General features: G+C 73.7%; 11 protein-coding genes and 1 pseudogene. 7 read left to right on the forward strand and 5 right to left on the reverse strand.

Annotated features, from left to right (window positions below; translation table 11 throughout):
- Nucleotides 1-45 precede the first annotated feature (45 nt).
- A complete protein-coding gene (locus ACFWAR_RS37895) occupies nucleotides 46-417 on the forward strand; it encodes a cytidine deaminase (protein WP_385787838.1) in 372 nt (123 codons plus the stop codon).
- A 21-nt stretch (nucleotides 418-438) separates the two neighbouring features.
- Here the strand turns inward: ACFWAR_RS37895 and ACFWAR_RS37900 are convergent, their stop codons facing one another.
- Nucleotides 439-1,773, reverse strand: coding sequence for an MFS transporter (locus ACFWAR_RS37900; RefSeq protein ID WP_385787841.1), 1,335 nt, complete (start codon nucleotides 1,771-1,773; stop codon nucleotides 439-441).
- A 70-nt stretch (nucleotides 1,774-1,843) separates the two neighbouring features.
- Between ACFWAR_RS37900 and ACFWAR_RS37905 the strand changes: the two genes are divergently transcribed.
- The 4 genes and pseudogenes from ACFWAR_RS37905 to era all read left to right on the forward strand — a co-directional run bounded on the left by ACFWAR_RS37905 (nucleotide 1,844) and on the right by era (nucleotide 6,270).
- Nucleotides 1,844-2,854: a GlxA family transcriptional regulator gene (locus ACFWAR_RS37905; protein WP_385787843.1), complete on the forward strand. Its 1,011-nt coding sequence runs from the start codon at nucleotides 1,844-1,846 to the stop codon at nucleotides 2,852-2,854.
- 186 nt (nucleotides 2,855-3,040) lie between these two features.
- Complete coding sequence (locus ACFWAR_RS37910) at nucleotides 3,041-4,366, forward strand: beta-xylosidase (RefSeq protein WP_385787862.1); 1,326 nt, start codon at nucleotides 3,041-3,043, stop codon at nucleotides 4,364-4,366.
- Between the two features lie 68 nt (nucleotides 4,367-4,434).
- Nucleotides 4,435-4,818 (forward strand): annotated as a pseudogene (locus tag ACFWAR_RS37915) (WxL protein peptidoglycan domain-containing protein); the annotation flags it as partial.
- Nucleotides 4,819-5,319: 501 nt separating this feature from the next.
- Nucleotides 5,320-6,270 carry a GTPase Era gene (era, locus tag ACFWAR_RS37920; RefSeq protein ID WP_354380333.1) on the forward strand — a complete coding sequence of 317 codons (951 nt, stop codon included), beginning with the start codon at nucleotides 5,320-5,322 and terminating at the stop codon, nucleotides 6,268-6,270.
- A gap of 13 nt (nucleotides 6,271-6,283) precedes the next feature.
- Here era and ACFWAR_RS37925 read toward each other — a convergent pair whose 3' ends face one another.
- The 4 genes from ACFWAR_RS37925 to ACFWAR_RS37940 form a co-directional block, all read right to left on the reverse strand.
- Nucleotides 6,284-6,964 (reverse strand): SAM-dependent methyltransferase, encoded by a 681-nt coding sequence (locus ACFWAR_RS37925; RefSeq protein ID WP_385787845.1) that lies wholly within the window; start codon nucleotides 6,962-6,964, stop codon nucleotides 6,284-6,286.
- Nucleotides 6,965-7,102: 138 nt separating this feature from the next.
- A complete protein-coding gene (locus tag ACFWAR_RS37930) occupies nucleotides 7,103-7,945 on the reverse strand; it encodes a GNAT family N-acetyltransferase (RefSeq protein WP_385787848.1) in 843 nt (280 codons plus the stop codon).
- Nucleotides 7,946-7,972: 27 nt separating this feature from the next.
- Nucleotides 7,973-8,242, reverse strand: coding sequence for a protealysin inhibitor emfourin (locus ACFWAR_RS37935; RefSeq protein WP_385787851.1), 270 nt, complete (start codon nucleotides 8,240-8,242; stop codon nucleotides 7,973-7,975).
- Between the two features lie 18 nt (nucleotides 8,243-8,260).
- On the reverse strand, nucleotides 8,261-9,325 hold the full coding sequence (locus ACFWAR_RS37940) for a M4 family metallopeptidase (RefSeq protein WP_385787854.1): 1,065 nt from the start codon (nucleotides 9,323-9,325) through the stop codon (nucleotides 8,261-8,263).
- Nucleotides 9,326-9,689: 364 nt separating this feature from the next.
- Between ACFWAR_RS37940 and leuA the strand changes: the two genes are divergently transcribed.
- Entirely contained in the window at nucleotides 9,690-11,462 is a 1,773-nt protein-coding gene (leuA, locus tag ACFWAR_RS37945; RefSeq protein ID WP_385787857.1) for a 2-isopropylmalate synthase, read from the forward strand.
- 253 nt (nucleotides 11,463-11,715) lie between these two features.
- Nucleotides 11,716-12,420, forward strand: coding sequence for a TerB family tellurite resistance protein (locus ACFWAR_RS37950; RefSeq protein WP_385787860.1), 705 nt, complete (start codon nucleotides 11,716-11,718; stop codon nucleotides 12,418-12,420).
- The last annotated feature ends 219 nt before the right edge of the window (nucleotides 12,421-12,639 follow it).

The raw sequence follows: 12,639 nt of genomic DNA on the forward strand, positions 1-12,639 counted from the left end.
GGGGCGGTTGCACGGCCGCGCCGAGGCGCTCCTATGCTTTCCGGCATGACGGACAGCGATCACGACAACGGCGGCGCCGAGCTCGGCCCCGAGGACAGCAAGATCATCACGCTGGCGCGCAGCGCCCGGGCCCGCAACGCGGTGCCCGAGGGGGCGGCGGTCCGGGACGAGACGGGCCGTACGTACGTCGCCGGGACCGTGGAGCTGGAGTCGCTGAAGCTCAGTGCGCTGCGCACGGCCGTCGCGATGGCCGTGGCCAGCGGCGCCCAGTCCCTGGAGGCCGCCGCGGTGGTCAGCGCGGCCGACGGCGTGGACGAGGCCGACCGGGCCGCCGTCCGCGACCTCGGCGGCGCGGCCACCCCCGTCCTGCTGGCGGCCCCGGACGGCACCTTGAAGTCCACGATCACGGCCGGCTGAACCGGCGCCGAGGCGCTCCGCTCAGGTGCCGGCCGCGACCGCGGCCGGTGCGAGCGGGTCGCGGCGGCGCCGGATGACCATCGCCATCAGCGCGGCCATCGCGCACAGCGCCCCCGAGGCGTACCAGACCAGGTCGTACGAGCCGAAGGCGTCCCGGGCCAGGCCGCCGAGGAAGGCCACCAGCGCCGCGCCCACCTGGTGCGAGGCCAGTACCCAGCCGAAGACGATCGCGCTGTCCTCGCCGTACTGCTCCCGGCACAGGGCGATCGTCGGCGGGACGGTCGCGACCCAGTCCAGGCCGTAGAAGACGATGAAGAACACCATCGGCGGGTGCACCGAGGGCGCCAGCAGCATCGGCAGGAAGAGCAGCGAGACCCCGCGCAGCGCGTAGTAGACCGCCAGCAGTCGGCGCGGCTCGAAGCGGTCGGTGAACCAGCCGGAGGCCACCGTGCCGATCACGTCGAAGACGCCGATCACCGCCAGCAGTCCGGCCGCCGCCGTCACCGGCATCCCGTGGTCGTGCGCGGCGGGCACGAAGTGCGTCTTGACCAGGCCGTTGGTGGAGGCGCCGCAGATCGCGAAGGTCCCGGCGAGCAGCCAGAAGGGACCGGTGCGGGCCGCCTTGAAGAGCACGGTGAGCGCGCGCCGGGCGGCGCCCGGAACCGGGGCGGGCTTGGGGGCGTACTCCCCGCCGTACGGGGCGAGCCCCACGTCCGCCGGGTGGTCGCGCAGCAGCAGCCAGACGAACGGTACGACGGCCAGCGCGGCGAGGGCGACGGTGACCGCCGCCGGGCGCCAGCCGTGGTGCTCCACCAGCCAGGCCAACAGCGGCAGGAAGACCAGCTGGCCGGAGGCGCCGGCCGCGGTCAGGATGCCGGTGACCAGGCCGCGCCGGGCGGTGAACCAGCGGTTGGTCACCGTCGCCGCGAAGGCGAGCGCCATCGAGCCGCTGCCCAACCCCACGAGCACGCCCCAGAAGAGCACCAGCTGCCAGGACGCGGTCATCCACACGGTGGCCGCCGTGCCGCCGGATATCACCAGCAGCGCGACCACCACGACCCGGCGGATGCCGTAGCGGTCCATCAGGGACGCGGCGAAGGGCGCGGTCAGCCCGTACAGGGCGAGGTTGACCGAGACGGCGAAACCGATCGTGCCGCGCGACCAGTCGAACTCCTCGTGCAGCGGGTCGAACAGCAGACCGGGCAGGGAGGCGAAGGCCGCGGCCCCGATGATCGTCACGAAGGTGACGGCGGCGACGGACCAGGCGCGGTGGATCCGCCCGGCGGGGCGCGGGGCCGGAGCCGGTGCGGCGGAGTCGGGCGGGGTGCTGCCGGGGAGGGGCGCTGTCTGGGTCACACGGACAGCTTCCGGCCCCCGGAGGCCGTGATCCAGTGGCCTGACCGACAGGGTTCGCTACGATCGGGCCATGACCGATCGGGCCACGAACCCCGCCGGACCGCACGGCCGACCGCACCGCGTGGTCGTCCTCGCGCTCACCGGCCTGCTGCCCTTCGAGCTGGGCATCCCGCACCGGATCTTCGGCCGCGCCCAGGATCCGGCGGGCCGGCCGCTGTACGAGATCCTCACCTGCGGGCTCGCGCCCGGGCCGGTCCGCACCGACGCCGACTTCGCCGTCGAGGTCGCCCACGGCCCGGAGCTCCTGGCCACCGCCGACACGGTGGTCGTGCCCGCCTCCTACGAGCTGGGCCCGGTCTACGAGGAGGGGCGGCTCGGCCCGGAGCTCGCGGCCGCCCTCGCGCACGTGCGCCCCGGCACCCGGCTCGTCTCCATCTGCACGGGCGGGTTCGTCCTGGCCGCGGCCGGGTACCTCGACGGCCGCCGCGCCACCACCCACTGGGCCTCCGCCGCGCACTTCCAGCGGCTCTTCCCGGCCGTCCTGGTCGATCCCGACGTGCTGTACACGGACGACGGGGACGTGCTGACCTCGGCCGGAGTGGCCGCCGGGATCGACCTGTGCCTGCACATCGTGCGCCGCGACCACGGCGCGGCCGTGGCCAACGACGTGGCCCGGCGCACCGTCGTGCCGCCCCACCGCGAGGGCGGCCAGGCGCAGTTCATCGAGCGGCCGGTGCCGCGGCCGCAGCTGGCCAGCACCACGGCGGCCCGTGCCTGGGTCCTGGACCGGCTGCACGAGCCGGTCCGGCTGACCGATCTGGCCCGCCAGGAGGCCATGTCGGTACGGACGTTCACCCGCCGCTTCCGGGAGGAGTCCGGGGTCAGCCCCGGCCAGTGGATCGTCATGCAGCGGGTGGAGCGGGCCCGGCAGCTGCTGGAGCGCACCGCACTGCCGATGGAGGAGGTCGCCCGGCAGGCGGGCTTCGGCCACGCCCAGTCGCTGCGCAAGCACGTGCAGGCGGCGCTGGGGGTGAGCCCGACGGCGTACCGGCGGACCTTCCGGCAGCGCGAAGGGGACTGAGGGGGCGCGGAGGTGGGATGGCGGACCCCGAACCTGACGTCATCTGATGGCCCATCAGGTGACGTCGGGCCGCTCCCTTGACATCTTCCGCCGCCCGCTCGTGAATGGCCCCCTGCCGAGGTGGACAGCGGGGGTGTCGCGGTGCGCAGAGGGACGCGGAGCAGGGGCTGGTCGGCGGCCGTCGGCATGGCCGTCCTCGCCGCCGCGGCGGGTGGCGCGCTGAGCGCACCGGCCTCCGCCGAGGGCGGGGAGCCGACCCCGGCGGGCCAGGTCGACTTCCCCACGCACTGCGTGCCGCCGCAGGAGGCCGGGCTGCCGCCCGCCGACGGCCCCACCACCGCGGTGCTCACCGTGGACAACCCCGCGCCCCGGGTCGGCGACACGGTCACCGTCACCTACCGGGTGGCCGCCACCCCGGCCGTGAACCCGCTCACCACCGACCTCCCGGCCGACGTGCTGACACCCACCGGCGTGATCGTGCTGGGCGGGGCGCAGCAGGGGGAGGTGACCGTGGTCGGGGCCAGGACCAACGACCCGGTGCCGGCGGGCGCGGTCCTCCCCGCCGTCACCATGACCGGCACCTTCACCGTCACCGCGCCGGGCGAGACCACCTTCGCCCCCGGCGCCTACACCCTGCACACCACCCACCTGCTCGACCTCGACACCACCTGCGCGCCCGCCCCGGCCGCGGCGGGCGAAAAGGCGGTGGTGCCGGTGGCCGGTCGGCTCACGGCGGGGGCGCTGCCGGCCGCCAACCTGCGCGCCGTCGCCCTCGGCGGCGCGTCCGGCCGGCCCGGCGCCGCGGTCAAGGTCACCGGCAGCGGCTTCACCCCGGGCGCGGCCGTCACCGTCACCGGGCGGGCGGGCGCCGCGCCCACCGCCGACCGGGTCACCGCGACCGCGGACCGGCTCGGCGCGGTCCTGGCCGACCTGCCGGTCACCGACCGGACGACCACCGCCGTCGTCGCCTACGAGGGCCCGGCCTGGACGGCGGAACGTGGCTCGGGCCCGGGCGCGTACACAGTCCTCGCGGACCCGCCCCCCGCCCGGGAGCGGCTGGCCGGGACGCAGCGGGTGACGGCGACGGTCGAACCGGGGGCGCTGACGATGACCCAGGCCGGGGAGTCCGTCACGCTCGGCGCGATCGCGTACGGCGACGGGGTCGCCGCCCCCGGGCGGATCGGCACGGTCACCGTCAAGGACGCGCGCGGCGGCCCCGCCGGCTGGTCCCTGATCGGCAAGGTAACGGACTTCACCGGCCCCGGCGGGGTGAAGGTCCCCGGCGCCGAGCTGAGTTGGACCCCGGTCTGCGTGTCGGCGGCCGGGAGCCGCAGCACCTGCGCGGCGGGCAGCGCCGGAACGGTCGGGGAGGGCGGGGCGGTCCTGGCGTCGACCCCGGACGCGTCGGCGGCGGGCGGCACCTTCACCGTGGACGCGGTCGTCACCCTCCGGCTGCCGCCCTACACCCCGCCGGGGGCCTACACGGCCGTCCTCACGCTGACCCTGTCGTGACCGGGGGCCGCGCGCGGGCGGCGCTCGCACGCAGGGCCCGGCCGGGCGGCCCGGCGCTCGCGCGCGCCGTGCTGTGCGCGCTGCTGCTCGCGCTCGGGCCCGCCGGGGGCGCCGCGGCCGCCGACAACGGGCAGTGGTCCGTCCTCCCCGCCGCCAACAAGATCGCCCAGCGCCCGTACTTCTACCTCGCGGCCGCCCCCGGAACCACCGTCTCCGACGCCGTCACCCTCACGAACCGCACCCCCGCCCCGCTCACCTTCCGCCTCTACGCCGCCGACGCCTACAACACCGCCCGCGACGGCGGCTTCGCCCCGCGCGGGCCCGAGGAGCCGCGGGAGGCCACCGGGGCCTGGACCCGGCTCGCACAGGACCGGGTCACCGTGCCGGCCCGGGGGTCGGTCAGCGTGCCGTTCACCCTGACCGTGCCCGAGCGGGCCGAGCCGGGGGACCACCCCGGGGCCGTCGTCGCGCTGGCGGACCGGCCCGGCGGCGCCGCGGGGAGCACGGGGATCGACGTGCAGCGGGCCGTCGCCGCCCGGGTGTACCTCCGGGTCGCCGGGCCGACCGCGCCCGCCCTGGCCGTCGAGGGGCTCGCGGTCGCCCGCCGGGGCTCCGGCGCCGAGGTCTCGTACACGCTCCACAACCTCGGGAACGTCACCCTGCGCCCCCGGACCGCCCTCGCCGTCGGCGGAGCCTTCGGCCGCTCCTTGTCGCACCGCGCGGCGACCGCCCGCGCCGAGCTGCTGCCCGGCCAGCGGGTCCGGTTCACCGAGCACTGGGCGGACCCGCCCGCCCTCGAACGGACCACCGTGACCGTCCGCGCCACGGCCCCCGGGACCACCGCCCGGGCGAGCGCCGGGTACGCCGCGCACCCCTGGTCGGGGGCCCCGCTGGCGGGTGCGACGGTCCTGCTCGCCACCGCCTGGTCGGCGCTGGGAGCCGCATCGGGGAGAATGGCCCGTATGAGCGATCGTTCCCCCGAGCCCACCGCCCCGCACCGCGCGGGCTTCGCATGCTTCGTCGGCCGTCCCAACGCGGGCAAGTCGACCCTGACCAACGCACTCGTGGGTACCAAGGTCGCGATCACCTCCAACCGGCCGCAGACCACCCGCCACACGGTCCGGGGCATCGTGCACCGCCCGGACGCCCAGCTCGTCCTGGTCGACACCCCCGGCCTGCACAAGCCCCGCACCCTCCTGGGCGAGCGGCTGAACGACGTCGTGCGGGCCACCTGGTCCGAGGTCGACGTCATCGGCTTCTGCCTCCCGGCCGACCAGAAGCTCGGCCCCGGCGACAAGTTCATCGCCAAGGAACTCGCGGGGATCAAGAAGACCCCCAAGATCGCCATCGTGACCAAGACCGACCTGGTCGAGTCCAAGGCACTGGCCGAGCAGCTGCTCGCCATCAGCCAGCTCGGCGCGGAGCTGGGCTTCGAGTGGGCCGAGATCGTCCCGGTCTCGGCGGTCGGCGACAGCCAGGTCCAGCTGCTGGCGGACCTGATCGCCCCGCTGCTCCCGGAGAGCCCGCCGCTCTACCCGGAGGGCGACCTCACCGACGAGCCCGAGATGGTGATGGTGGCCGAGCTGATCCGCGAGGCCGCCCTGGAGGGCGTGCGCGACGAGCTCCCGCACTCCATCGCCGTGGTCGTCGAGGAGATGATCCCGCGCGAGAACCGCCCGGCCGACCGCCCGCTGCTGGACATCCACGCCAACGTCTACATCGAGCGGCCGAGCCAGAAGGGCATCATCATCGGCCCGAAGGGTTCGCGCCTCAAGGAGGTCGGGATGAAGTCGCGCAAGCACATCGAAGCGCTGCTCGGCACCCCCGTCTTCCTCGACCTGCACGTGAAGGTCGCGAAGGACTGGCAGCGCGACCCCAAGCAGCTCCGCAAGCTCGGCTTCTGACCGCGCACGCCTCCTAGCGCAGGCGCCGTACCTTCACCGCATTGTCCGTCCGGGTCCCGGGCCGGCCGTCAGGCCGGTCCTGGGCCCGTTCGTGTTCCTCGGCCAGGAGCACCTCCCAGGCGCCCTCCGGCAGCTCCAGCTCCGCCACGACCTGCTCCGGCGTCGGGAAGCGGACCTCGGGGTGGGTGTTCTCCTGCCAGCTGGCCCAGCCCGCGTGGCCGACGATCAGCAGGACGCCGCCGGGGGCCACCGACGCGGCGGCGGTGCGCAGGATCCGCTCGCGCGGGAAGTCGCCGTAGGAGTGCAGGAAGCTCGCCGAGACCAGATCGAACTCGCCGGCCGGGAAGGACTCGGCCAGGTCGTGGCGCTGCCACTCGATCCGGTCGCCGACCCCCGCCTCGGCGGCGTGCGCGGCGCCGCGCTCCAGGGCGACGCCGGAGATGTCCGTGGCGGTGACCCGCCAGCCCCGGCGGGCCAGCCAGACCGCGTCGCCGCCCTCGCCGCTGCCGAGGTCCAGGGCGCGGCCCGGGGCGACGCCGTCGATCTCGCGGACCAGGACCGTGTTGGCGTTCCCGCTCCAGATGCGCTCGCTCTCGCGGTAGCGGGCGTCCCAGAACTCCGCGCCGGTGGCGGCGGGGTCGGCGGGGGACCGGTGGGCGTGCGCCTGCTCGGGCGTTTCGGCGGTCTCGGGCATGGGGGCCTCTTCCTGCTGTACGGGCGCCGGGGTGCCGGGCGCCGGAGTGGCTGCCTGCACCGCCGATGCTGCGCCCGCGGCCCGGCCCGGGACAAAGTTTGTTGCCGGTTCGGCAAACGCGCCGCGGGCGGGCGGCTGCTACTCCGCCGCCGCCGCCTCCTCCTCCTGCGGCGGCTCCGCGATCAGGGCGGTGCCCACGCGGCGGAAGCCGATCCGCCCGTACATCCGGGCCACGTCCTCGTCGCCGGCCGAGAGGAACACCGTTCGCGCGCCCCGGGCCAGGGCGTCCGCGACCAGCGCCGCCGTGACGCCCTGCGCCAGCCCCTGGCGGCGGGCCGCCGGGAGGGTGCCGACGCCGACGACCTCGGCGGTGGTGCCCACCGGGTTGTACTGGCCCGAGCACAGGACCACGTCGCCCCGCACGGCGGCCGCCATGCCGCTCAGGCCCGCGTCGATGCGCCGCGCCACCTGCGCCCGCCGGGCCCCGCTCGCCGGATCCGCGGCGGCGGCCGCCAGTTCGGCCGGACCCGCCTCGCCCAGGGCGGTGCCGGGCGCCGCGAAGGCCAGCATCGGGACGGTCACCGCCGCCCGCAGCAGGGGGTCGTCGGCATCGAGCATCCGGACCTCCGGATGCGGGGGCACGCGTACCTCGTCCAGGTCCAGAACCATCAGCGGGTGCGCATGAACATGCAGTCCGGCGCCTTCCACGGCGGCGCGCAGCGAGGGGGTGTTTTCGGCCACCCATTCGAAGGCCTCGGGCACCCCCAGCTCCCGCTGGCGGGCGCGGACCCGGGCGACGTCGGCGATGCTCGCGGCGGGCGCGGACCCGTCCGCGAGGGACGGGCGCGCGTAGTAGGGCCAGCCGTCGCCCTCCTGCACGAACAGGGTGAGCGGGCCGAAGTCCTCGGCCCGCGCACCCCCGGTCCGCGGCACGGTGTCGTAGTAGTGCTCGAGGGCGTCGAGATCATCGCGAGAGGTCATCCCGGCATCCAAACAGAGAGGACCTGGTCAGGCACCTTCTTTGAGGACCCGGGTGATCAGTTGGCGCTGGGCGTCGGAGAGGTTCGGGTCGTGGCACGACACCGTCCGGTCGTCGACCGTGATCCGGTACGAGAACCCGTCCCGGATCCGGTCGGCGGCGGGACCCGGCGGTCCCGGGCGCAGCGCGAGCCGCGCCAGGGCCTGCCACTGCGCCTCGTCGGGCAGGCCCGACGTGTCGATCTCGACCCGGCGCTCGATGCCCGCGAAGCCGCCGGTCCGCACCACAAGAATCCGCATGGGACCTGTCTACCGGCTCTACGCGGTCGGCACACCCACCTGCGACCAGGCCTTCAGGAGCGCCTCGTGTTCGGCGCCGCCCGACCCGAAGCGGGTGGCGGCCGCGGCCGTCGACAGGCGCGCGAAGGAGGCGAAGTCCGCGTCCGTGGCCAGCTCGCCGCCCGTGAGGGTGTCGTACCAGATCTGGCCGGCCCGCTCCCACGCCTTGCCGCCGAGTTCGGTGGCGGCCAGGTAGAAGGCGTGGTTCGGGATGCCGGAGTTGATGTGCACCCCACCGTTGTCCCCGCTCGTCCTGACGTAGCCGTCCATCGTCGCGGGCTGCGGGTCCCGGCCCAGCTCGTCGTCGTCGTAGGCGGTGCCGGGGGCCTTCATGGAGCGCAGGGCGACCCCGCTGACGTTGGGCCCGAGCAGTCCGGCCCCGATCAGCCAGTCCGCCTCCTGCGCGTTCTGGTCCAGGGAGTACTGCTTGATGAGCGAGCCGAAGACGTCCGACATCGACTCGTTCAGGGCGCCGGACTGGCCGTAGTACTCCAGGTTGGCCGTGTACTGGGTGACGCCGTGGGTCAGCTCGTGCCCGATGACGTCCACCGAGACCGTGAAGTCGACGAAGAGGTCGCCGTCACCGTCGCCGAACACCATCTGGGTGCCGTCCCAGAACGCGTTGTTGTAGTGCTCGCCGTAGTGGACGCTGGCGTTCAGGGGCAGGCCCGAATCGTCGATGGAGTGGCGCCCGTACGCCTTCAGGTACAGCTCGAAGGTGGAGCCGAGGCCGGCGTACGCGCGGTTGACGGAGGCGTCCTTGTGCAGCGGACCGCCTTCGGCGCGGACCTTCTTGCCGGGCAGCCGGGTGTGGTGCTGGGCGTCGTAGATGGTCCGCGCCGGGGTGTCGGACGGCGGGGTGCCGAGGGCCGGGGCGATGCCGCGGACGGTGTTGATGCGGCGCCGGGTGCGCTGGAGCGAGTCGTGTTCCAGGGTGCGCTGCGCGAGGTCGGCGCGCCGGGTGTCGTCGGAGCGTGCGATGCGGTCGAGGACGTGCGGCGGCACGATCGTGCAGAAGACGGGGTGCTGAGGTGTGGCATCCATGCCGGGAAATGTGGCACTGGGTCATGCCGGTGTCACTAGCTGCAACCATGATTCATTCGACTGTCTGAAACCGGGTGGACCCGGGTTGACGGATCACCCGGACCTCGGCGCACCGTAAGAGGCATAGCTCGCAAGTGGTGCAAAACGGACTGCATGGTCTTGCATACTGAAACAGGTCCCCGCACAGCCGCGCGGCTGGGCTAGGGTGCGGTCATCATGCGTTTTGGGCTGCTTCTCCTTAGCTGCCGCGGCGAGGGCCTGTAGTCGTAGGCCGACCCCCTCCCCGCGGAGTCCGGTGTTGCGGTTTTACTGCCTGTCGGCCGTCCCAGCGAACATCACGTGGACACGCGAGGAGCCCTACGCCATGACTCAGCACACCTTTGCGGGACGACCCACCCCGATCACCAACGCCACGCACACGCAGCGCCCCTCCGGCATGCCGATCCACAAGTACGGCGCGTACGAGCAGGTGGACATCCCCGACCGCACGTGGCCGGACGCCCGCATCACCAAGGCTCCGCGCTGGCTGTCGACCGACCTGCGCGACGGCAACCAGGCCCTGATCGACCCGATGAGCCCCGCCCGCAAACGCGAGATGTTCGACCTGCTGGTGCGCATGGGCTTCAAGGAGATCGAGGTCGGCTTCCCCTCGTCCGGCGACACCGACTTCAACTTCGTGCGCTCCATCATCGAAGAGGGCGCCATCCCGGACGACGTCACCATCTCCGTACTGACCCAGGCCCGCGAGGACCTGATCGAGCGCACCGTCGAATCGCTGGTCGGTGCCAAGCGCGCGACCGTGCACCTGTACAACGCCACCGCGCCGACCTTCCGCCGGGTCGTCTTCCGCGGCTCCAAGGAACAGATCAAGCAGATCGCCGTCGACGGCACCCGCCTGGTCATGGACTACGCCGACAAGATCCTGGGTGACGAGACCGTCTTCGGCTACCAGTACAGCCCGGAGATCTTCACCGACACCGAGCTGGACTTCGCCCTGGAGGTCTGCGAGGCCGTCTGCGACGTCTGGCAGCCGGGCGAGGGCCGCGAGATCATCCTGAACCTGCCCGCCACCATCGAGCGCTCCACGCCCTCGACCCACGCGGACCGCTTCGAGTGGATGGCCCGCAACCTGACCCGCCGCCCCTTCGTCTGCATCTCCGTCCACCCCCACAACGACCGCGGCACCGCCGTCGCCGCCGCCGAACTGGCCGTCATGGCCGGCGCCGACCGCGTCGAGGGCTGCCTGTTCGGCCAGGGCGAGCGCACCGGCAACGTCGACCTGGTCACGCTGGGCATGAACCTGTTCTCCCAGGGCGTGGACCCGGAACTGGACTTCTCCGAGATCGACGAGATCCGGCGCACCTCCGAGTACTGCAACCAGATGGAGGTCCACCCGCGCCACCCCTACGCGGGCGACCTGGTCTACACGTCCTTCTCCGGCTCCCACCAGGACGCCATCAAGAAGGGCTTCGACGCCATGGAGGCCGACGCGGCCGCCCAGGGCAAGACGGTCGACGACATTGAGTGGGCGGTGCCCTACCTGCCGATCGACCCGAAGGACGTCGGCCGCTCCTACGAGGCGGTCATCCGGGTCAACTCGCAGTCCGGCAAGGGCGGGATCGCGTACGTCCTGAAGAACGAGCACAAGCTGGACCTGCCGCGCCGCATGCAGATCGAGTTCTCGCGGATCATCCAGGCCAAGACCGACGCCGAGGGCGGCGAGGTCACGCCGAAGGCGATCTGGTCCATCTTCGAGGACGAGTACCTGCCCAACAGCGCGGACGCGGAAGCCCGTTGGGGCCGCATCCAGCTGCGCTCCGGCCAGACGACCACGGACAAGGACGGCACCGACACGCTGACCGTCGAAGCGGTCGTCGACGGCGCGGAGACCGTGCTGGAGGGCACCGGCAACGGTCCGATCTCGGCCTTCTTCGCCGCACTGGCCGCCATCGGCATCGACGCCCGCCTGCTGGACTACACCGAGCACACGATGAGCGAGGGCGCCTCCGCGCAGGCCGCCTCGTACATCGAGTGCGCCATCGACGGCCGGGTCCTGTGGGGCATCGGCATCGACGCGAACACCACGCGCGCCTCGCTGAAGGCCGTCATCTCGGCGGTCAACCGCGCCGGTCGCTGAGGCCGGTCCCGGACCGCGGCCCCGCCCCCTCGCGCACGAGGGGGCGGGGCCGCGGTGCGTGGCGGGGTCCCTCGAACGAGGGAGGATTCGGGCGGAAAACGAGGGGTATTCCGGGGGTACCGCCGAGAGCGCACTTCGGCCAACTCGCGGACTCGACCGATGTTGTCTTGTCACACGACTGACGCATGCTCACCGATGTGGCTAACATCACGCCAACCCGGCGATGTTGCCGGACCGTTACGGAGGTGCGAACGTGCTGCCAGTTCGGGGCGGGACCGGCCGGAAGCTGTTGGCGTGGGGCATCCGTACCACCTGGAACACCGTGGGCGACGGAGAGTTCTTCTGCCCGAGCTGTGGCGGTGACCGCAACTACCGGCGCCGCACGGGCCGTCGGCGGCTGACCGTGCTGGGCGTGCCGCTGCTGCCGCGCGGCACCGTCGGCCCCGTGGTCGAGTGCGCGGCCTGCCGCGACCGCTACGACACCGAGGTGCTCGACCACCCCACCACCACCCGCTTCTCGGCGATGCTGCGGGACGCCGTCCACACCGTCACCCTCGCGGTCCTGGCGGCGGGCGGCACGTCCTCGCGCAGCGCCCTGGAGGCGGCCGTGGGGGTCGTACGGGGCGCGGGCTTCCAGGACTGCACGGAGGAGCAGCTGGAGTCCCTCGTCGAGGCACTGGCCACCGACGAGGGTCGGCTGGGGCTGTACGAGGGGCCGGAGTGCTGCGGGGCCGCCCTCTCGATCGAACTCCACGAGGTACTGGAGCCCCTGGCCCCGCACCTGGCGGGCCCGGGCCGCGAGTCGCTGCTGCTCCAGGGCGCCCGCATCGCCCTGGCCGACGGCCCGTACATCCCGGCCGAGCGAGAGGTCCTGACCACGGTCGGCGCCGCGCTCCGCCTGGACACGGACGAGGTCTCGACGCTGCTGGCGGGGGTGCGGGCCACCGGGTCCTGGTGAGGGAGTCGGCGGCGCGGCTTCGCCGCGGTGGGCGGGGGCTTCGCCGCGTTTGCCTGCGGCTTCGCTGGGGCGGGGTCGGTGGGGGTCCGGGGGCTGCCCGCCAGTTCAACTGTCTCTCCGGGGTGGGCCGACCCATCAAGGGCGCTCCCTACGGTCGCGTCGCTACGCGATGTCGCTGCGCTCCACCCTTGACAGGCCACCCCGTCACGGAAAGCCAAG

The organism is Streptomyces sp. NPDC059917, assembly GCF_042730635.1.
Classification (GTDB): Bacteria; Actinomycetota; Actinomycetes; order Streptomycetales; family Streptomycetaceae; genus Streptomyces.

What these genes read in the sequence shown, in the direction of transcription:
- ACFWAR_RS37895 (WP_385787838.1), top strand. Translation starts at nt 46, where the DNA reads ATGACGGACAGCGATCACGACAACGGCGGCGCCGAGCTCGGCCCCGAG.
- ACFWAR_RS37905 (WP_385787843.1), top strand. Translation starts at nt 1,844, where the DNA reads ATGACCGATCGGGCCACGAACCCCGCCGGACCGCACGGCCGACCGCAC.
- ACFWAR_RS37910 (WP_385787862.1), top strand. Translation starts at nt 3,041, where the DNA reads ATGGCCGTCCTCGCCGCCGCGGCGGGTGGCGCGCTGAGCGCACCGGCC.
- era (WP_354380333.1), top strand. Translation starts at nt 5,320, where the DNA reads ATGGCCCGTATGAGCGATCGTTCCCCCGAGCCCACCGCCCCGCACCGC.
- ACFWAR_RS37925 (WP_385787845.1), bottom strand. Translation starts at nt 6,964, where the DNA reads ATGCCCGAGACCGCCGAAACGCCCGAGCAGGCGCACGCCCACCGGTCC.
- ACFWAR_RS37930 (WP_385787848.1), bottom strand. Translation starts at nt 7,945, where the DNA reads ATGACCTCTCGCGATGATCTCGACGCCCTCGAGCACTACTACGACACC.
- ACFWAR_RS37935 (WP_385787851.1), bottom strand. Translation starts at nt 8,242, where the DNA reads ATGCGGATTCTTGTGGTGCGGACCGGCGGCTTCGCGGGCATCGAGCGC.
- ACFWAR_RS37940 (WP_385787854.1), bottom strand. Translation starts at nt 9,325, where the DNA reads ATGGATGCCACACCTCAGCACCCCGTCTTCTGCACGATCGTGCCGCCG.
- leuA (WP_385787857.1), top strand. Translation starts at nt 9,690, where the DNA reads ATGACTCAGCACACCTTTGCGGGACGACCCACCCCGATCACCAACGCC.